Raw genomic sequence first — 20911 nt, 5'->3', positions numbered from 1 at the left:
TATCGACAAAGCATGTACAATATAAAAGGAAGAGCAAGAAATAGAAACAGAGGGGCAATCCTTTTAGGCACTAGGGGGTGGTACTTACATGAAAAAATCATTAATGGTAGTCATACTATTCATTCTTTTGTTAACTGCATGTGGACAAACTACTCCTGATAGTGGAGATCAGAAGGTTGGCTTGTTGGTCCCTGATACGATAAGTGACCAAGTATGGGGAACAAAAGGCTATAAAGGGCTATTGCGAATACAATCGGAATATGACCTAGATGTTTATTATAAAGAGGGCATACATACTGATATAGCTATTAAAGAAGCAGTGAAAGAGTTTCATAAAGATGGTGTTACCTTGGTATTTGGGCATGGCAGTGAATATGCACAAACATTCACTGCTATTTCTTCTGACTATCCAGAAATTCACTTTGTATGTTTCAATTCCCAAGTCCAAGGTGACAATGTCACTAGCTTAAATTTTGAAGCAAATGCAATGGGATTTTTTGGTGGAATGGTAGCTGGTCATATGACGGAAACCAATACGATTGGAATAATTGCTGCATTTGAATGGCAACCTGAAGTGGATGGATTCTTTGAAGGTGTTTTACATGAAAACCCTGATGCAAGGGTTTTGATAAAGTACACGCAAGACTGGAATGATCCTGATAAAGCATTGGAAGTGCTTGATAATTTAATTGAGCAAAAGGTCGATGTTGTCTATCCAGCGGGTGACGGATTTAACGTACCTGTCATCAATAGTCTTAAAGAACAGGGGCTATTTGCGGTAGGGTTCATATCAGATCAATCAGACTTAGGGGAAAATACCGTTCTCACCAGTACCATTCAGCATGTCCCAGCCTTGTATGAATTGGTGGCAAGTCGTTTTTTTGCAGGGACATTAGAATCTGGGAATCTATCCTTTGATTTTAAAGATGATGTTATTTCTCTTGGGACATTCAGTCCGCTAGTTAGTAAGGAATACCAGGCGAGTATTAATCAGCAAATTGAGGATTATAAATCTTCCGGCTTATTGCCGAATGAAAAATAGAAAGTAGGTACAAAAATGGAACAAGATAGAACAATGCAGTATATGGCCATTGCCATGAAATATTTACCAGAAGCGAAACAAATGCTTGATGAAACAGGATTAGAGTTAGAGCCCCAACATATTCAACCTCTTGTGTCTTTACTGACAAAAGTGATGGATGAAGCATACGAGCTTGGAAAACAAAATGCGTTAGACATAGAATAAGAAGAAGACTATCCAGACAGAGTGCTGGATAGTCTTTTTTGGCTCTTTATTTCTTGAAGTATTTAAAAATTGGCGAGAATTCCTTTATCATCGGCTTCAGTTTATTGACGGATTCCATAATGGAGTCAACCTGCTCAATAAGTGCGTAATAATTTTCCCCAACCATTTTATCAGAAGTATTAACGGTATTATCTTCGGTGTTTTGTGTGTTTTGTCTTCTAGGTGGACCACCAAACATCATTCTTGTAAAAGGGTCTATTTCTACATCGTTTTCCATTTCCACCTTCTTTTGTTCATCGCTCATGATTTTCACCTCACCTAAACAGCTTTTATTCCCTTTAAAACTATAGTATGCCGTCTCCTTTAATTGGGATAGGCATTTGTCCAAAAGCTTTTAATAGGATGAAAATGGGCATTTATATGTTGTCAATAAAGCTATAATGAGTTAGAATTAGTACCAAGTCATAATAATTGATATTAAAAATTTTCTAGATGTTGAATGGAGCAAAAGACATAGAAGGCTCAAGGTCGCCCCGCAAAAAGCGAAGTCTTTTGTGGAAAGCAACAGTGGTATGTAAAGAACTTTATGTTTAAAAGTCCAATAAGAGAGTTAGGTGTTATATCGGTGAATGCAGGGATATTAGGAATCGGAAGATATGTACCTGAAAAAATAGTAACCAATGCAGAATTGGAGCAAATGGTAGACACAACAGATGAATGGATAAAAACAAGAACAGGCATAGAAGAACGCAGAATTGCATCAGATGACATTGATACATCACATATGGCATATTATGCAGCAGAAAAAGCATTAAAGGATGCAGGAATAACGGCAGAAGAGCTAGATATGATCATCGTTGCTACCGTAACGCCTGATAATCCCTTTCCGAGTGTAGCTTGTATGATTCAAGAGCGTCTTGGTGCCAAAAAGGCATGCGCTTTTGACATGAGTGCAGCATGCGCGGGGTTTATGTATGGGATTATTACAGCAAAACAATTCGTAGAAGCAGGAACATATAAGCATGTTCTAGTAGTAGGTGTAGAGAAACTGTCCAAGATAGTGGATTGGGAAGACCGCAACACAGCAGTACTTTTTGGTGACGGAGCAGGTGCTACAATTATTGGTCCGGTTTCAGAAGGTAGAGGGATCTTATCTTTCGAACTTGGAGCAGACGGTACGGGAGCGAAACATTTATATCAGGATGAAACCATTGTAATGAATGGCCGCGAAGTATTTAAATTTGCAGTTCGCCAAATGGGTGAATCAGCTGTGAATGTTTTAGAAAAAGCAGGCTTATCAAAAGAGGATGTAGATTTTCTTATTCCTCATCAGGCTAACATTCGAATTATGGAAGCGGCAAGGGAGAGGCTGGGCCTTCCTCTAGAAAAGATGTCCTTGACCGTTCAAAAATATGGAAACACTTCAGCTGCATCTATTCCAATTTCGATCGTAGAGGAAGTAGAAAAAGGAAATATACATGACGATGATTTAGTTGTTATGGTAGGATTTGGTGGAGGATTAACGTGGGGAGCAATCGCCATTAGATGGGGAAGATAAAAAATAATAAATTTTAATTGGATACAACGTTGGAAGGAGCAAGAAAATGATGCAAATGCAAATGCCTAAAAAAAGAGTAGTAGTAACTGGTCTTGGAGCGGTGACTCCGATAGGTTTAAATGTAAATGAGTCGTGGGAAAATGCTATTAATGGAGTTTCAGGTGTCGGCCCTCTAACAAGAGTGGACAGTGAAAAATTCCCTGCAAAAGTTGCAGCAGAGATCACCAACTTCGATGCAGAAGATTTTATGGATAAAAAAGAAGCGAGAAGAATGGATCGATTCACTCAATACGCAATTGCAGCTTCATTTATGGCTGTGAAAGACGCTAATCTAGACATTACAGATGAAATAGCTCCTAGAGTAGGTGTTTGGGTAGGTTCTGGAATTGGGGGAATGGAAACGTTTGAACAACAATATAAAACATTCCTAGAAAAAGGTGCTCGTCGTGTAAGCCCGTTCTTCGTACCAATGATGATTCCTGATATGGCTACAGGTCAAATCAGTATCGCACTTGGAGCAAAAGGTGTGAACTCTTGTACAGTAACTGCTTGTGCAACAGGGACGAATTCCATTGGAGATGCATTTAAAGTTATTCAGCGCGGTGATGCCGATGTCATGATTTCCGGGGGAACGGAAGCGCCATTGACGGAGATGTCTTTTGCAGGCTTCAGTTCAGCAAAAGCTTTATCCATGAATCCAGATCCTAAGACGGCAAGTCGACCATTTGATGCAAATCGCGACGGCTTTGTCATGGGTGAAGGTGCTGGTATTGTCGTGTTGGAAGAGCTTGAACACGCCTTGGCACGCGGTGCTCGTATTTATGCCGAAATTGTAGGATATGGCGCGACTGGAGATGCTCATCATATTACAGCACCTGCTCCAGGCGGAGAAGGCGGTGTCCGTGCGATGAGAATGGCAATTGAAGATGCCGGCTTGCAACCAGAAGATATTGATTATATTAATGCTCACGGAACAAGCACAGAATATAATGACAAGTTTGAAACACTTGCTATTAAAGAAGTACTTGGTGGACATGCAAAAGATGTAGCAATCAGTTCTACAAAGTCTATGACAGGTCACTTGCTTGGAGCAGCAGGTGGTGTGGAAGCGATTTTTACTATAAAGGCTATCGAAAACGCCATTATTCCACCAACCATTAATCTAGAAACACCTGATCCAGAATGTGATCTTGATTATGTACCAAACGAAGCAAGGCATAGAGAAGTTAAAGCTGCGATGAGCAACTCACTTGGTTTCGGTGGACACAATGCAACGATTGTTTTTAAGAAATATGAATAAGCAAATTTAGTTATAGGCAGTAGAGAGTTTTTTAAACTTTCTACTGTTTTTTTTGTTACCTCACCAATCCCTTCTCCCCATCATACAATGACATCAAAAAGCAAAGAAAAGGGCTGTAGATCATGAGTATTATTCATACGGATAGATGGTTGGAGGAAGACTATCACCAGCCATTGAACATTTCCAAGAAATTGCTTAAGTACTTTGAGGACGTAACTGCAGCGGAACTATACGATTATCTGATTATGCATGGGATGTACCGACCTAGTAGGGACGGGAAAGGGACTGTGGAAAAATTAAAAACATTGGACTGTTGGAATATTGTATTGGCAGAATGGAAACGTCTAAAGAAACTTTGGAACGGACCAGACATCCCAATCTTTATTTTTCCGTCTGATAAATACAACAATCAAATTAAAAGAGATTTCAAAGGAAAAGCCGGTGTTGCCTTTAAAGACAAATTGTTTTTATTTTTACCGGAGGATATTGAAATTAATGAGATGAAGGCGTTGTTGACTCACGAGTATAATCATATTTGTGTACTCTCTAAAAATAATAGAAAAGATGACCAATATACCCTTCTAGATTCTGTATTGATCGAAGGACTTGCGGAAAGTGCTGTAAAGAGCCTAGTTGGGAACGAATATACCTCTAGCTGGACATCTTACTATACGGATAAGGAATTAGAAAATTTTCTAAATAAGATAATCATTCCCAATAAAGATGTAAAAAAAAGTGATAAAGACCATATGAAACTGCTTTATGGCAAAGGGTTTTATCCTAAGATGCTTGGTTATTGTGTTGGTTATTATCTCATTCAGAAGATATTGAAGGAGGAGAAAATTGACTACCGTGCTCTGATGGCAATGAGCCTTAATGAGATAACAAAGCTATCAATTGGATAATTCTTTGAGGAATAGGAGAAAAATAACAAAAAACAAAAAATCTAGCAAAAAAGGCTAGTTTTTTTGTTTTTTTTTGTATATAATCAGTTTTTGTAGAAGATTGCTATAAGTTTTAATTAAAAAAATTTTTAGTTTATTTTCAAAATAAGCTTGAACTTGTAACGAAATTGTAATAATATACAAACAGACGATAATTATTTTCCGATAATTTAGTTTTTACAGTAAATTTAAAGTAAAAAGGCTGAAAATTTCGTAAAAAACGGCATGGAAAATCTATAAAAGCAATCTTTGCATAGATTAATAGCTAGTAGTTTCGTAAATTTGTAATATAAAGATTAAGAATTAGTTAAATTTTTCTAAAGGCTTTACATTACATATTTAGACATCATACAGACCATGCATCGAAAGAAAAAAGGATGGTGAAGGCTAAATGTCAGCTTTATTAGAAGTGAGAAACCTAAAAACTCACTTTTTTAGAAAAAAGCAAGCTATTCCAGCTGTAGATGGTGTAGACATCTCCATTAAAAAGGGAGAGACTGTAGCACTTGTTGGAGAATCGGGATCCGGTAAATCTATTACTTCCCTATCTATTATGGGTCTTGTTCCTAGCCCAGGTGGGAAAATAGTAGATGGAGAAATTTTATTCGACGGACAGGACCTTGTGAAACTAACAGAAAACCAGTTATGTAAAGTACGTGGAAATGATATTTCCATGATATTTCAGGAACCGATGACATCTTTGAATCCGGTTTTAACAATTGGTGAACAAATTACTGAAGTACTAATACTTCATCAAAAAATGACAAAAACAGCGGCAATGAAAAAGGCAATTGAAATGTTAGAAGTTGTAGGATTTTCAAGAGCTGCTGAAATTGTAAATGATTATCCTCACCGTCTATCAGGCGGTATGAGACAAAGGGTAATGATTGCGATGGCGATGAGCTGTAATCCAAAGCTGTTAATTGCGGATGAGCCAACGACAGCGCTAGACGTTACCATTCAAGCTCAAATACTAGATTTAATGAAAGACCTTAGCCATAAATTTGACACTTCCATCTTGTTAATCACACATGACTTAGGGGTTGTATCAGAAGTTGCTGATAGAGTAGTAGTTATGTATTGTGGTCAAGTCGTAGAAGAGGCGTCCGTAGAAGATTTGTTCGATGAGCCTCTGCATCCTTACACAAATGGTTTGATGGGGTCCATACCAGATATTGAGGGAGATATATCTCGCCTTCAATCTATTGAAGGTAATGTACCGCCTCCAACCAATTTACCACAGGGCTGTCGTTTTGCCCCGCGCTGTCCAAAAGCATTTGATCGTTGTCATAGCGAAGTTCCGGAATTGCTTAAGAAAAGCGGAAATCGCTCCGTTCGATGCTTCTTATTCGAAGGCGAGGAGGCTAAATAATGACTGCAACCGAGATTAAAACAGAAAAAAATTTAACGGAAACCAGTTCTGATAATATCCTTGAAGTTAGAGGACTAAAGAAATTCTTTCCAATAAAAGCGGGACTTTTACAAAAACATGTAGGCGATGTCAAAGCGGTAGATGACTTAAACTTTTATATTAAAAAAGGTGAGACATTAGGACTTGTTGGAGAATCTGGGTGTGGGAAGTCTACAACTGGAAGAACAATTATCCGCCTATATGAGCCTACAGAAGGAAATATCATATTTAAGGGAAGAGATATTGCAACCATGAGTGAAAGCGAACTTAGAAAGACGGTTCGTAAAGACATTCAAATGGTTTTCCAAGATCCGTTTGCTACGCTTAACCCAAGAAAAACGTTAAGATCTATCCTGAAAGAGCCATACAACACGCACAATTTGTTCACTAGAAAAGAGCGTGAAGAAAAAGTACAAGAGTTGCTAGCTAAGGTAGGGTTAGATCCAAGTTTTATCAATCGTTATCCTCATGAATTCTCTGGAGGACAACGTCAACGTATAGGGATTGCCAGAGCGCTTGCGCTAAATCCGGAATTAATCATTGCCGATGAAGCAGTATCTGCACTGGATGTATCCATACAAGCTCAAATCATTAATCTTATGCAAGATCTTCAACAAGAAATGGGACTGTCCTACATCTTTATCTCTCATGATTTAAGTGTAGTTCGTCATATTAGTGACAGGGTAGGCGTAATGTATCTAGGGCGAATGATGGAACTAGCTACCAAGCAAGATCTATATAGTGAACCGCTACATCCATATACGCAAGCATTACTATCAGCTGTACCTTCTACTCGCCGTAAAGGCCAAGTGAAGAGAGAACGTATCGTTTTGAAAGGTGAATTGCCAAGCCCGGCTAATCCGCCAACAGGATGTGTGTTCCATACGAGATGTCCAGCTGCAATGGATGTCTGTAAGCAAATTGTTCCTCAATTCAAAGAGGTTAAACCAGATCATTTTGTTGCTTGTCACCTATACGAATAGGTGGCAAGTAAATAAAATATATACCCATTGAAAGGGGGAGATAATCAAACAGTTAACTTTCTTTACCTTTCATTTTCAGAACATTAAAAAATTTTTAGGGGGAGTAAACGTGAAGCAAAAATCATTACTACTTATCGTTTTAACGTTAGTTCTGTCCTTGTTCCTTGCTGCTTGTAGCGGATCGAACAATGCAGGTACAAACACTAACAACACTAACAATAACAATGCTGCTGGAGAAAACAATGGGGCAGCTGAAGAAGATGAAGAAGCTACAAATGAGCCAGTACCAGGTGGAGACCTAATTATCGGTTCTACTGGTAGCCCAACAATGTTCAACCCGCTTTATTCTGCAGATAGTGCAAGTTCTGACATCGAAGGTTTCATTTTTGATGGATTACTTACAAGTGATACTGCTTTCGAAACACAATTAAACATGGCTGAAAGCTGGGATATTTCTGAAGATGACCTAGTTCACACGCTAAAAATTAAAGACGGTATCAAGTTCCACGATGGTGAAACTTTAAATGCTGATGATGTTGTTTTTACACTTAGCATTCCTTTAAACGAAGACTATGATGGTCCTCGTGCTGGATATTTCGAGAAAATCGAAAAAATCGAAAAAGTTGACGATTTAACTGTAAAAGTAACGTTAAAAGCTGTTGATCCAACAATCCACATCGCTTTAGGTTACCCAATCCTTCCTGAGCACATCTTAGGTCAAGTTCCAGTTGCTGAACTTGGAGAGTACACTGAGTTCAACACGAAAAACCCTATTGGAGCTGGTCCATTCAAGTTCGAAACTTGGGAAGACGGACAATTTGTTAAAGTTGTAGCAAATGATGATTATTGGGATGGTCGTCCATACTTAGATTCTTTAACTTACCGTATTATTCCTGATGCAGATGCATTAATGACTGCATTAGCTGCTGGTGATATCCATTACTACACTGTTCCTGCAACTGACATTGCAACTGTTAAAGAGTGGGAAGCTAATGGTCAATTAAAAGTAGAATCTGGTTTAGCATTATCTTACACTTACTTAGGATACAACCTACGTAACCCATTGTTCCAAGATGTAAAAGTACGTCAAGCTTTAACTCACGCTCTTGACCGTGAACTAATCGTTGAGTCTGTAATGAACGGTGACGGTGAAGTTGCAGATGTTCCTGAGTCTCCACTTAGCTGGGCTTATGACGAAGATGTACCTCGCTTTGAGTATGATGTAGAAAAAGCAAAAGCTATGCTTGCAGAAGCTGGATGGACTGCAGGTGCTGACGGAACTCTTGAAAAAGACGGTCAGAAATTCGAATTCACTTTAAAAACAAACCAAGGTAACAAAGTTCGTGAAGATATCGCTGTAGTAGTTCAAGAACAGTTCGCTGAGCTTGGAATCAAAGTTACTCCAGACATCATGGAATGGTCTGCATTCTTGGCTGACATCGATCCTCCAAAATGGAACTTCGATGCTATCATCCTAGGATGGGCATTATCTACAGATCCAGATCCAAGTGGAATCTTCCACTCTAAAGAAATCGCTGAAGGCTTGAACTTCGTTGGTTGGTCTAACCCAGAAGCTGATAAGCTAATGGACGAAGCTAACCTAACAATGGATCGTGACGAGCGTGCTACTAAGATCCAAGCAATCAACAGAATCATTGCTGAAGAGCAACCATATACTTTCTTGTACTATCCAAATGCACACCATGCAATGCCAACTAACCTTGAAGGTACAGAATTCCATGCAAGAGATGATTTCTTTAAAATCAACAAATGGTGGTTAAACCCAAATACTGAGAACTAATTTAACCTCCGTAAAAGGTAGAAGAGAGGGAGGGGAATTTCCCTTCCTTCTTTTTTACTGAAATAAATTCCTTTGATGCTATCTCCATGGAACGAAAATATACAGTTTGAACTGATCAAACTTGTATTTTTTTAAATTTGAACACGTTACTGTGCAACGTCGCACAATGTACAGTATTAAAATAAAAATCACGTTTACTTCTACCTTCCTAAAGTAAAGACAGAAAAGGAGAATCAGCTATGATCTCATATATCATCCGCCGTTCTTTAATGGCGATTCCCCTATTATTCGGTATTACAGTATTATCATTTGCCATTATTCAAATGGCACCAGGTGGTCCTACTTCCCTAATGATGGATCCGAATATTAGTAAAGAAGATATGAAGAAGTATGAAGAGCGATATGGATTAAATGATCCTATCCACGAGCAATATTTTACATGGGTGACTAACATGGCTAAGGGAGATTTTGGCGAATCATTAATCCGCCGTGGAGTTCCTGTTAGTGAAATGATTATGAACCGACTGCCTAATACACTATTATTAATGATAGTTTCATCTGCACTGGCAGTTTTAGTTGCAATACCATTTGGAGTAATTTCCGCAAGAAAGCAATACAGTCTAACCGATTACACAGTTACAGTTACATCATTTCTTGGACTGGCAACACCTAACTTCTGGATCGGTTTAGTACTGATTATGGTATTTGCTGTCCAGTTGCAATGGATGCCAACTGGTGGGGTAGCTACCATGAACGCTGATTTCAGCATTCTTGACAGAATACATCACTTAATATTGCCTGCATTCGTTTTGGCTACTGCCGATATGGCAGGTCTAACAAGATATACACGTTCTAGTATGCTTGAAGTATTGAAGCAAGATTATATGCGTACAGCAAGAGCAAAAGGTTTAAAGGAAAACAAAGTAACATATAAACATGGTTTGCGTAATGGATTGATTCCAGTAATTACGATTTTTGGTTTAATGTTACCCGGTTTCATTGGGGGATCGGTTATTGTTGAAAGAATATTTGCTTGGCCTGGTATAGGCATGTTATTTATTGATTCAGCATTTCAACGTGACTATCCAGTAATTATGGCACTAACAGTTATCTCAGCGGTCTTTGTAGTTATCGGAAACTTGGTTGCCGATATTCTATATGCAATTTTTGACCCGAGAATTGAGTACTAGAAGGGGGAACATCGATGCAAACTCAACCATCAACTCAACCAACTAACCAATCGTTAAACCCCAATATTAAGAAAAAGCCAGACACATTAATGAAAATTACAATCAATAAATTTATGAAGAATAAACTAGCTGTTATTGGAGCTGTTTTACTTCTCATCATCATTTCTTTGGCAATACTAGCACCACTTATTGCTCAATATGAACCACAAAAACAAAGCTTATTGAATAAGCTTCAATCTCCAGGCGGAGAACACTGGTTAGGAACGGACCGATATGGACGCGATGTATTTGCACGTATCCTGTTTGGAGCGAGGGTTTCCCTACTAGTTGGATTTGCTTCGGTAGCAGGATCAATCACAATTGGGACAGTTATTGGTGCGGTTGCAGGATATTTTGGAGGGAAAGTTGATGCGATTCTAATGCGTATTGTTGACGTTATCATTTCCATTCCAACAATTTTCTTGCTCATCACATTGGTGACAATCTTCCAACCAGGTGTGGACAAGCTAATCTTGATTTTCGCTTTAACAGGTTGGACATTTACAGCACGTCTTGTACGTGGAGAATTCTTATCACTTCGTACACGTGAATTCGTCCTTGCTTCTAAAACGATTGGAACAAGAAGCCACACCATTATTTTCTCTCACATCCTTCCAAATGCGATGGGACCAATCATCGTATCTGCAACATTAGGTGTAGGGGGAGTAATTTTAGCTGAATCAGCATTAAGTTACTTAGGTTTAGGTATTCAACCACCTACACCAAGTTGGGGGAACATGCTGCAGGATGCGCAAAACTTTACTATCATGTTAAAACACTGGTGGTATCCGCTATTTCCTGGAATAATGATTTTAATAACAGTGTTAAGTTTCAACTTTGTTGGAGATGGATTACGTGATGCGCTTGATCCAAAAACACTTGACTAGAAAAGCTGAGAGCCAATCTCGGCTTTTCTTTTTGCCTATTTTTCATAGAATGTGTCATTATTTTGTTGGCATGTCATAAAATGATAATAATAGATAGTTGGACGAGGAGACATTATTATGATGATAAATAGGAAATATTCTGTGAGAGACGGCTAATGAGCAGGGGAATCCTTTTTTTGATAGGATTTGGCTTCTCTGTTGTTGGCGGGATTAGTACGATTGCCTATTTGAATCTTTTTGCAACAGGATTAAGTTTAATGGAGTTTTTAATGTTTCTGCTTACTAGACCAGAATTTTACCTTTTACCAATTGGTATGATTCTGATTACAATAAGTATTTTTATATCTGGCACCTCTAAACCATCTTTTCGAGATGAAGAATAAACTTATAAAAATTTATTGGGTATTTTGGAATAATTTTGCACTTCACTGTTCATACTGTTGGATAAATAAAAGAGTTAGATGTGAAGTGAGGGGTATGATATGTTATATCTTCATGACGTATGGGTAAATTGGTTTGAAGGAGAAGAAAACGGTTATAATGTTTGTCATTTTCATGAGTGGAGGAAGGACGATAGTGTAGAATTATTGGATCAAGTTCCTCTATTGAAAGTAGATTCTGTTTTGTTCCATTATATTGAAAACGACCTCCAAGAGCTGCCTTCATCTTTGCTAGAAGATATTTTCCAAAAAAGCTATATTCGCAAAAACCATGAAAGAATTCAGTTGGACTACTGCTTTGTTGTGACAGATGGACAAGGGATATTAGCTATAGACACGATCGGCTACAATATTCCAATTCGTAAAAGCAGATTGATCCCAAGACAAGAACAGTTAGTATATGATATGGTGGAAAACCATGATTATGAAAAATATACTTTTTCACCATCTAGCAAGTCGCCAAAGGATTATCATATTTTATCCCCATCACCAGAAATCATGAACGGTTTGACTAGAAAAGAAAGACAATTAAAACAACTTCTTTTTATGGCTTTGGATCAATTAAAATCAACTTGCAATGTTGCTGAAATTAGATATTGGTATACTGAATGGAATCCAATTCATTACAGAGAAATTCAATCGATGGATTTTGAGGAAGTATGGTCACAATTACTTGAGGAAACAAGAGAAGGTTGGTCTGAAAAACATCAGACTTTTTGTGAGCATTTGGTAAAAGGTCAGCCGTTTTTTGAGAAGCTGTGGGAGTTGGAACAGCAGCCTAAAGTTAATTAAGTGTCGAATATTTCCGAGGAAAGAAAAAAACTGTCAGAGACATTTTGCTCTGACAGTTTTTTTGATTTATCGGCGTTTACGTCCTAGCCCCATTGCGTTTTCGATTTTTTTAAGTGTTTTCATTGCAACACGGTTTGCTCTCTCGGCCCCTTCATCAAGGATGGCATCAAGTTTGTCAGATTCAATAAGTTCATTGTATTTCGTTTGTATAGGTTCAAGAGCTTCAACCACTACTTGCGCAAGATCTCCTTTGAAGTCGCCATACCCTTTTCCTTCATATAGTACTTCCAATTCTTCAATTGTTTTATTAGCCAAGATCGAATAAATGGAAAGAAGGTTGGAAACTCCAGGTTTATTTTCTTTATCGTAACGTACAATTCCTTCAGAGTCTGTCACGGCACTTTTGATTTTTTTCTCAAGCTGTTTTGGTGTATCCAATAAGGAAATAAAGGATTTTAGATTTGGATCTGATTTGCTCATTTTCTTCGTAGGCTCTGTTAGTGACATAATTCTTGCGCCGACTTTGGCAATTTTGACTTCTGGAACAGTTAAAACGTCACGGTATTTCTTATTGAAACGGTCTGCAAGATCTCTTGTTAATTCAAGATGTTGCTTTTGATCTTCTCCAACAGGAACCACATCTGTATTATAAAGAAGGATGTCCGCAGCCATTAAAGGTGGGTAAGTAAGTAATCCTGCCGTAACGGCTTCCTTTCCAGTTGATTTATCTTTGAACTGAGTCATTCTTTCCAATTCTCCGATATATGCTACACATTGCATCATCCACCCAAGTTGAGCGTGTGCTGGTACTTCTGATTGTATGAAAAGGGTAGCCTTTTCTGGATCCAGTCCGATTGCAAGGTATAGTGCTGCAAGCTTTCGGATATTTTTGCGAAGTTCCTGTGGATCTTGTTGAACGGTGATGGCGTGTTGATCGACGATACAGAAGTAGCTGTTGTAGTCGTTTTGCAATTCTACAAATTGCTTCATTGCTCCGATGTAGTTTCCAAGCGTTACATTTCCACTTGGTTGAATTCCTGAGAAAATTGTTTTCATTTTTAAGGTTCTCCTTACTTTTATTATTATTGTTCTGCTAAACTTTTTGTTGATTTCCGTTCCAGGTGTTCGCTTTCCACGGGACGGTGCTTGAGCCTCCTCACTTCGTTGCGGGGTCTCAACCTACCGTTACCTCCCGTAGGAGTCTCACACCTTTCACTCCAATCAACAAAATAGTATTCCATTCACCTTTTTGGTGAAATAAAACTAAACAGAAATACAAAAAGGCCCATTCATCCCCTAGAAGAAGGGACGAATGGACCGTGGTACCACCCTTATTATTTCATCAACAAAATGTTGCAGAAATCACTTGCCTTGTAACGTAAGGATACGTCATAACCTACTAATGAATTCAGTCATGAAGCTCAGAAGTCCATTCCTAAACGTTAGCTGTTTGTTCACACCAACCACAAACTCTCTAAAAACTAAGCTATTTAGTACTACTCTTCCTCATTGCTTATATGAGTTAAATGTTCTCTTATTATAACTTTATAGATGGTAAATATCAACTGTTGTAATACATAAATAGTGATATCAACATACAAAATAACAACAATATGGATGCTAATAATAGTTGCTTGGTCGATACAGGCTGTAATAGTTCCGAAGGTGGCCTCATTTCATTTCTTATATCTTCTTCCAACTCTTTATCTGGTTGTGAAGATGCAAAGATCCTCCTGAAACTATAAGTAATCCCATCAAAAAAACCTTTTTGCACTACTAATGTAAATAAAGATATAAAGATAAAGATACTAGATATAATAAAGGATGTATTTATGAAAGAGAGCAGGGTGAACTCTTTATAATAAATCCAACTTGTGCCGAATGTAGTAATAAGCAAAATAGAGAAGACTATTAGGAAAGATCTAATGGATGTTTTCATGCTACCTCCTGTATAAAGTTTCAGTTAGTGTTATTTAAATTGTATTGTAAAGAAATGAATAGAATATGACAAATTTAAAGAAACTATAAAAGGAATTACTTGAGATGATTAATGGAAAAACATGTGTAATATTTGTAAATGAATTGTAATAATTGGAACGTTTTTGATGGGGTCTTTATAGGACTTTAGAACTATTTTTGTAATGAATATGCTTGAAATATCAGTATTTTGTAAAGTTGACGTTAAATTTATGTATGCACAATGTTTAGAAAACTTGTATAATAGAAATCGTTACCTCGAAAAACAACAAAATTCGACATAATTTTTTAGGGGGTTAAGTAAATGAAAAAGTCAAAATATTTACTTCTTTTAGCGCTTACACTTGTACTTAGTGCTTTCTTAGCTGCATGTGGCGGCGGAAACTCAGCGCAAAACAATGGAGGCCAAGGAGACACTCCACCATCTGGTGAAGGCGAACCAACAGGACCACAAGTACTTAACGTCGTTGATTCTGCAGAAATTCCAACTATGGATACAGTACAAGGTACTGATGCTGTAGCTTTTAACGTAATGAACAATGTTTTTGAAGGTCTTTACAGACTCGGAGAAAATGATGAAGTAGTAGAAGGTGTTGCGAAAAGTCATGAAGTATCTGAAGACGGTCTAACTTATACATTCACATTACGTGAAGATTCCGTATGGTCCAATGGCGAGCCTGTAACGGCGAATGATTTCGTTTTTGCTTGGCAGCGTGCAGTTGACCCGAACACCGGTTCAGAATACGGTCCATATATGATGAATGGAAAAATTAAAAATGCTACTCAAGTTTCTGCTGGGGAATTACCACTTGAAGAACTTGGTGTAAAAGCTCTTGATGAATATACGCTTGAGGTAACACTTGAGCAACCAGTAGCATATTTTGAATCTTTAATGACATTCCCAACATTCTTCCCGCAAAACCAGAAGTTCTTGGAAGAACAAGGTGATAAATATGCATTAGAAGCTGATACTCTAGTCTACAACGGTCCATTTACTTTAGACAGCTGGGAGCATGAAGTTGGCTGGACAATGAAGAAAAATGCTGACTATTGGGATGCGGAAACAGTAAAACTTGATGAAGTTAATGTAAAAGTTGTTAAAGAGGTTTCAACTGGTGTAAACTTATACACTGCACAACAAATCGATATTTCTCCTGGATTAACTTCTGATTTTGTAACACAATACAAAGAAGATCCAGATATGATTTCTTACCTAGAGCCAACGATTTTCTGGTTTAAATTTAACCAAACAAAGAACGAAGCTTTAGCGAATCTTAACATCCGCAAAGCAATTTCTATGGGCTTCAATAAGCAAGACATGGCTGATTATGTATTAAACAATGGTTCTATTCCTGCAAACTATTCAGTACCAGTTGAGTTTGTTCAACATCCTGAGACTGGAGAAGACTTCCGTGAGAAAAACGGCGATATCAATGCATTTGATGCTGAAAAAGCAAAAGAACATTGGGAAAAAGGTCTTGAAGAGTTAGGAACTGACGCTGTTACAATTGAAATCCTTGGTGGAGATACTGAAACAGCTAAAACTATGCAAGAATACCTTCAAAACCAGTTACAAGAAAACCTTCCTGGTTTAACAATCAAGTTGAAAGAAGTTCCATTTGCTCAACGTCTAGACTTAGATGCTGCTATGGACTATGATATGCAACTTGCTGGATGGGGTCCTGACTATCTTGATGCAATCTCCTTCTCTAACCTTTGGATTACAGATGGTGGAAACAACAAGATGGGTTACTCCAACCCTGAGTACGATAAGTTGTTGAATGACGTTATGACTACGTATGCTAATGATCCTGCTAAACGTTTCGAAGCAATGCAAGAAGCAGAAAGAATCCTTCTTGAAGAAGATGCTGCGATTGCACCGATCTACCAACGTGGTACGACAAGACTTTGGAAACCTTACGTACAAAACGTTTACCGTCACAACTTTGGTCCTGACTTCAGCTACAAGTGGGCTTACATCAGCGGTAAATAATATTATACTGATATAAAAATAATTCTTTTAAAATAGAGAGAAAGAGAGTATATTTGAAACATATACTCTCTTTTTCCCTGTAAGGAAATTGTCGAATTTTAGGGAAAATTTCAAACAATTCGACGCATTATTTTTTTAGGAGGTGCAAAGATGACAAAGTATTTGTTGCAACGTATCATATACATGTTTATCACCTTATTCTTAATTGCCTCATTTACATTCTTCCTGATGAAGATGATGCCAGGTTCCCCATTTACGATGCAAGATAAACTGTCAGAAGCACAGAAGTTAATTTTAAATGAAAAGTATGGACTTAACGATCCGGTTCCAGTGCAATACGGGAAATATATAATAAGTCTTGCACAAGGTGATTTGGGTATATCTTTCCAGTACGATAACCGAAGTGTTACCAGCTTAATCATGCAACGTATTGGTCCTTCTGCACAATTAGGTTTCCAAGCTATGTTCTTTGGGACAATTATTGGAATCTTTTTAGGTGTCATTGCCGCTTTAAGACAAAATTCATGGGTGGACTATGGTTCCACAATACTTGCAGTACTTGGTAAGTCCATTCCTTCCTTTGTATTCGCAGGATTATTACAATATTGGATAGGTGTAAAACTTGGTTGGTTCCCAGTTGCCTTTTGGTCAGGATGGGAATTTACAGTATTGCCAACGATTGCACTTGCAATGTTCCCAATCGCTATTGCTGCACGTTTCATGCGTACAGAAATGATTGAGGTATTAGGCTCAGACTATATTACTTTGGCACGTGCAAAAGGTGCTTCAAATTACGATATCGCAGTAAAACACGCATTAAGAAATGCCCTAATTCCAGTAGTTACGGTTCTTGGTCCGTTGGCTGTAAGTTTGATGACAGGAACACTTGTAATCGAGAAAATCTTCTCGATCCCAGGCCTTGGAGAACAGTTTGTGCGTTCCATTACAACAAACGACTATCCAGTAATTATGGGAACGACATTGTTCTTTGCGGCTTTATTCATTGTCATCGTTCTTGTAGTTGATATTCTTTATGGAATTATCGACCCGCGTATTCGCTTGGCAGGAGGTAAGAAATAATGAATAACAACAATTATGAAAAATTGCCTAAGGAATTATTCCAACCGGCAGTGCAAGACCCTAGTAAAAGTGAAAAAATTGCAAAGCCAAGCTTGACTTATTGGCAAACAGCTTGGTTGCGTATTAAGAAAAATAAAGCTGCTATAGCAGGTTCCGTTGTGTTAATTGTTATTGCATTCCTTGCAATCTTTGGTCCATTCATGAATGACCATGGATTTAACACACAAAATGTTACTCAAGGAAATCTGCCTCCAAAAGTACCTGGAATTGAAAATCTGGGAATTCTTGATGGGACAAGAAATGGAGTAGATGTATACGAGCAACGTGGTATCACAGATTATTATTGGTTTGGTACAGACAGTCTTGGACGTGACTTATGGACACGTGTTTGGACAGGTACACGTATTTCCTTATACATTGCTTTATTAGCAGCATTCATTGATATGGTAATTGGAGTTGCGTATGGTGGGATTTCTGGTTTTTACGGTGGACGTACAGATAACATCATGCAACGTATCATCGAAGTTTTAGTTGGTATTCCAAACCTTGTCATCGTTATTTTGATGATTCTTGTACTTGAACCAGGAATTATTGCCATTACCATTGCCTTAACCATAACCGGTTGGGTCGGGATGGCCAGGGTCGTCCGTGGGCAGGTTCTGAAGCTTAAGAGCCAAGAATATGTCCTTGCCTCCAAAACGCTTGGTTCAACCAATAACCGAATCATTACGAAACACTTACTGCCTAACGTGGTAGGAGTAGTTATTATTAACACGATGTTCACAATTCCAAGTGCTATATTCTTCGAGGCGTTCCTAAGCTTCATCGGATTAGGTCTGAAGCCTCCTATGGCATCACTTGGTACGCTAATAGACGATGGATTTAAATCCTTGCAAATCTTCCCGCATATCATGGTGTTCCCTGCAATTATCATCAGTTTGTTGATGATCGCATTCAACCTTGTTGCGGATGGATTCCGTGATGCATTAGATCCTAAAATGAAAGACTAGTTATAAAGGCAGGTGAATGACAATGGAAAAAATACTTGAAGTGAAAAACTTACATGTTTCTTTTGATACATTCGGAGGAGAAGTTAAGGCCATTCGTGGTGTTGACTTTGATCTAAAAAAAGGTGAAACATTGGCGATTGTAGGAGAATCAGGATCCGGGAAATCCGTTACTACAAAAACCGTAATGCGTTTATTGCCAAAGAATAATTCCAACATTAAAAATGGCGAAATCTTATTTGACGGAAAAGATTTGGCGAAACTCTCTGAAAAAGAAATGCAAGGTATCCGTGGAAAAGACATCGCAATGATTTTCCAGGATCCGATGACTTCCCTTAATCCAACAATGACTGTTGGAAAACAAATTATGGAAGGAATCATCAAACACCAGAAATTGAGTAAAAGTGCAGCTGCGGAAAAAGCAATCGACTTGCTTCGCCTAGTAGGTATTCCAATGCCAGAAGAACGCTTTAAACAATACCCTCACCAATTCTCTGGAGGGATGAGACAAAGGGTTGTTATTGCAATTTCTCTTGCGTGTAACCCTAAAGTCTTAATTGCAGATGAACCTACTACTGCATTGGACGTTACTATTCAAGCACAGATTCTAGATTTGATGAAAGATCTTCAGAAAAAAATTGATACTTCCATCATTTTCATTACACATGATCTTGGTGTGGTGGCAAATGTGGCTGATCGAGTAGCAGTTATGTATGGTGGACAAATCATTGAAACAGGTACTGTGGATGAAATTTTCTATGACCCACGCCACCCATATACGTGGGGATTATTAAGCTCCATGCCTGACCTTGATCTTGGGGATGAGGATGAGTTATATGCAATTCCTGGGTCTCCACCGGATTTATCAGATCCTCCAAAGGGAGATGCATTTGCTCCACGTAATGAATATGCGATGCAAATTGACTTGGAAATGGAGCCGCCAACGTTCCAAATTTCCAAAACGCACTTTGCGAAAACGTGGCTATTACATGAAGATGCTCCGGCAGTGGAACCACCATTGGCTGTTCAGAAGCGTCGTCGTCACATGCCACAAAACTTCGAAAAGCCTGTTTTGGTAAAGGACGGTGGAAACAATGGAAACTAATGAAAAATTAGTAGAAATTCGTAACCTGAAGCAATATTTTAACGAAGGAAAGCCGAATATGGTCAAAGCTGTAGACGGCTTGAATTTCGATATATACCGTGGAGAAACGCTTGGTTTAGTTGGAGAATCTGGTTGTGGAAAATCTACCACCGGACGTACCATCATCCGCCTATATGATGCAACAGACGGCGAGGTACTTTTCGAGGGGGAAAACGTACACGGTAAAAAGTCCAAGAAAGACTTGCTGAAGTTTAACCGTAAAATGCAAATGATCTTCCAAGATCCTTCTGCATCGTTGAACCCTCGTATGACGGTTGCTGATTGTATCGCAGAAGGCATTGACATTCATGGTTTGGCAAAATCAAAAAAAGACCGACTAGCTCGCGTTCATGAACTTTTAGAGACTGTTGGTTTGAATAAAGAGCACGCTAACCGCTACCCACACGAATTCAGTGGTGGACAGCGTCAACGTATTGGTATTGCTCGTGCTCTAGCGGTGGAACCAGATTTCATTATTGCGGATGAGCCAATTTCGGCGCTGGATGTGTCCATACAAGCGCAGGTTGTCAACTTAATGAAAAAGCTACAAAAGGAAAAAGGGCTAACGTATTTGTTCATCGCCCATGACCTTTCCATGGTGAAATATATCTCTGACCGTATCGGAGTAATGTATTTCGGTAAAATTGTAGAGCTTGCAGATAGTGACGCGCTGTACAACAATCCGATCCACCCATATACAAAATCTTTGCTATCCGCAATCCCTCAACCGGACCCAGACTCCGAGCGCAGCCGTAAACGTTTCGCTTACGACCCAGCATCCCATGGCTATGCCAAGGATGAGGAGCTTGAGTTGCGTGAAGTAAGACCAGGGCACTTTGTCTTGTGTTCAGAAGCTGAATTTAAGAACTATCAAGCTGAGTATGCAGGTAAATAAGATTTTTTTATAATTTGTTAGGACCGATTCTCGATTGTGGGGGTCGGTTTTTTTTGTGTGGATGGGTGCGGGTGGTGATAAACGAGAGGGGGGGAATGGTTAAAAGGATGGATCTATGTGGCTGAAGCTCTTCCGCCAAAGCTAAAGCAGTAAGAGAATACACATCTCTCCCCCCGAGAACCTTCCACCAAAGCAAAAACGGTAAGAGAGAACCCGTCTCTCCT

21 protein-coding genes and 1 other annotated feature are annotated in these 20911 nt (G+C 38.6%); of the genes, 17 read left to right on the top strand and 4 right to left on the bottom strand.

Going from position 1 to position 20911, the window contains the following annotated elements:
• The first annotated feature begins 88 nt into the window (after positions 1-88).
• Positions 89-1042 (top strand): BMP family ABC transporter substrate-binding protein, encoded by a 954-nt coding sequence (locus AAV98_RS08855; RefSeq protein WP_060665201.1) that lies wholly within the window; start codon positions 89-91, stop codon positions 1040-1042.
• A 15-nt stretch (positions 1043-1057) separates the two neighbouring features.
• Positions 1058-1246 (top strand): ComZ family protein, encoded by a 189-nt coding sequence (locus AAV98_RS08850; protein WP_060665200.1) that lies wholly within the window; start codon positions 1058-1060, stop codon positions 1244-1246.
• Between the two features lie 46 nt (positions 1247-1292).
• Here AAV98_RS08850 and AAV98_RS08845 read toward each other — a convergent pair whose 3' ends face one another.
• Positions 1293-1550: a hypothetical protein gene (locus AAV98_RS08845; RefSeq protein ID WP_060665199.1), complete on the bottom strand. Its 258-nt coding sequence runs from the start codon at positions 1548-1550 to the stop codon at positions 1293-1295.
• Positions 1551-1871: 321 nt separating this feature from the next.
• On the opposite strand from AAV98_RS08845, the gene AAV98_RS08840 reads away from it, so the two are divergent.
• From AAV98_RS08840 to AAV98_RS08795, 10 genes are all read left to right on the top strand, one after another.
• Positions 1872-2804, top strand: a complete 933-nt coding sequence (locus AAV98_RS08840; protein WP_060665198.1) for a beta-ketoacyl-ACP synthase III — start codon at positions 1872-1874, stop codon at positions 2802-2804.
• A 61-nt stretch (positions 2805-2865) separates the two neighbouring features.
• A complete protein-coding gene (gene fabF / locus AAV98_RS08835; RefSeq protein ID WP_060665211.1) occupies positions 2866-4104 on the top strand; it encodes a beta-ketoacyl-ACP synthase II in 1239 nt (412 codons plus the stop codon).
• A gap of 122 nt (positions 4105-4226) precedes the next feature.
• Positions 4227-5009, top strand: a complete 783-nt coding sequence (locus AAV98_RS08830; protein ID WP_060665197.1) for a DUF2268 domain-containing protein — start codon at positions 4227-4229, stop codon at positions 5007-5009.
• A 430-nt stretch (positions 5010-5439) separates the two neighbouring features.
• Positions 5440-6420 (top strand): ABC transporter ATP-binding protein, encoded by a 981-nt coding sequence (locus AAV98_RS08825; protein WP_060665196.1) that lies wholly within the window; start codon positions 5440-5442, stop codon positions 6418-6420.
• Entirely contained in the window at positions 6420-7442 is a 1023-nt protein-coding gene (locus tag AAV98_RS08820) for an ABC transporter ATP-binding protein (RefSeq protein WP_060665195.1), read from the top strand. The genes AAV98_RS08825 and AAV98_RS08820 overlap by 1 nt, the downstream gene beginning before the upstream one ends.
• A 109-nt stretch (positions 7443-7551) precedes the next feature.
• Positions 7552-9243: a peptide-binding protein gene (locus AAV98_RS08815; protein ID WP_060665194.1), complete on the top strand. Its 1692-nt coding sequence runs from the start codon at positions 7552-7554 to the stop codon at positions 9241-9243.
• 239 nt (positions 9244-9482) lie between these two features.
• Positions 9483-10433, top strand: coding sequence for an ABC transporter permease (locus AAV98_RS08810; protein ID WP_060665193.1), 951 nt, complete (start codon positions 9483-9485; stop codon positions 10431-10433).
• Between the two features lie 14 nt (positions 10434-10447).
• Complete coding sequence (gene opp4C, locus AAV98_RS08805) at positions 10448-11359, top strand: oligopeptide ABC transporter permease (protein WP_060665192.1); 912 nt, start codon at positions 10448-10450, stop codon at positions 11357-11359.
• A gap of 176 nt (positions 11360-11535) precedes the next feature.
• Positions 11536-11742: a hypothetical protein gene (locus AAV98_RS08800; RefSeq protein ID WP_331456869.1), complete on the top strand. Its 207-nt coding sequence runs from the start codon at positions 11536-11538 to the stop codon at positions 11740-11742.
• 99 nt (positions 11743-11841) lie between these two features.
• Entirely contained in the window at positions 11842-12591 is a 750-nt protein-coding gene (locus AAV98_RS08795; RefSeq protein WP_060665190.1) for a YjbA family protein, read from the top strand.
• A gap of 66 nt (positions 12592-12657) precedes the next feature.
• On the opposite strand, the gene trpS is transcribed toward AAV98_RS08795, so the two are convergent.
• Positions 12658-13647 (bottom strand): tryptophan--tRNA ligase, encoded by a 990-nt coding sequence (trpS, locus tag AAV98_RS08790; protein WP_060665189.1) that lies wholly within the window; start codon positions 13645-13647, stop codon positions 12658-12660.
• A gap of 245 nt (positions 13648-13892) precedes the next feature.
• Positions 13893-14110, bottom strand: a binding site (T-box leader).
• 42 nt (positions 14111-14152) lie between these two features.
• Positions 14153-14530: a DUF3899 domain-containing protein gene (locus AAV98_RS08785; RefSeq protein ID WP_060665188.1), complete on the bottom strand. Its 378-nt coding sequence runs from the start codon at positions 14528-14530 to the stop codon at positions 14153-14155.
• A gap of 342 nt (positions 14531-14872) precedes the next feature.
• On the opposite strand from AAV98_RS08785, the gene AAV98_RS08780 reads away from it, so the two are divergent.
• From AAV98_RS08780 to AAV98_RS08760, 5 genes are all read left to right on the top strand, one after another.
• Positions 14873-16561, top strand: coding sequence for a peptide ABC transporter substrate-binding protein (locus AAV98_RS08780; protein ID WP_060665187.1), 1689 nt, complete (start codon positions 14873-14875; stop codon positions 16559-16561).
• A gap of 150 nt (positions 16562-16711) precedes the next feature.
• A complete protein-coding gene (gene opp3b, locus AAV98_RS08775; protein ID WP_060665186.1) occupies positions 16712-17641 on the top strand; it encodes an oligopeptide ABC transporter permease in 930 nt (309 codons plus the stop codon).
• A complete protein-coding gene (opp3C, locus tag AAV98_RS08770) occupies positions 17641-18651 on the top strand; it encodes an oligopeptide ABC transporter permease (RefSeq protein ID WP_060665185.1) in 1011 nt (336 codons plus the stop codon). The genes opp3b and opp3C overlap by 1 nt, the downstream gene beginning before the upstream one ends.
• Positions 18652-18673: 22 nt before the next feature.
• Complete coding sequence (locus tag AAV98_RS08765) at positions 18674-19753, top strand: ABC transporter ATP-binding protein (protein ID WP_060665184.1); 1080 nt, start codon at positions 18674-18676, stop codon at positions 19751-19753.
• Positions 19743-20687 carry an ABC transporter ATP-binding protein gene (locus AAV98_RS08760; protein ID WP_060665183.1) on the top strand — a complete coding sequence of 315 codons (945 nt, stop codon included), beginning with the start codon at positions 19743-19745 and terminating at the stop codon, positions 20685-20687. Before AAV98_RS08765 ends, AAV98_RS08760 begins: the two co-directional genes overlap by 11 nt.
• A gap of 7 nt (positions 20688-20694) precedes the next feature.
• On the opposite strand, the gene AAV98_RS20745 is transcribed toward AAV98_RS08760, so the two are convergent.
• Positions 20695-20911: hypothetical protein (locus tag AAV98_RS20745; RefSeq protein WP_231687725.1), on the bottom strand; the 217-nt coding region annotated here is incomplete at its 5' end.

It is taken from the genome of Bacillus sp. CHD6a (genome assembly GCF_001293645.1).
Taxonomy (GTDB): Bacteria; Bacillota; Bacilli; order Bacillales; family Bacillaceae_I; genus Sutcliffiella_A.
The sequence above is the reverse complement of the archived record's forward strand: the minus strand, read 5'-3'. Positions and strand labels throughout refer to the sequence as shown.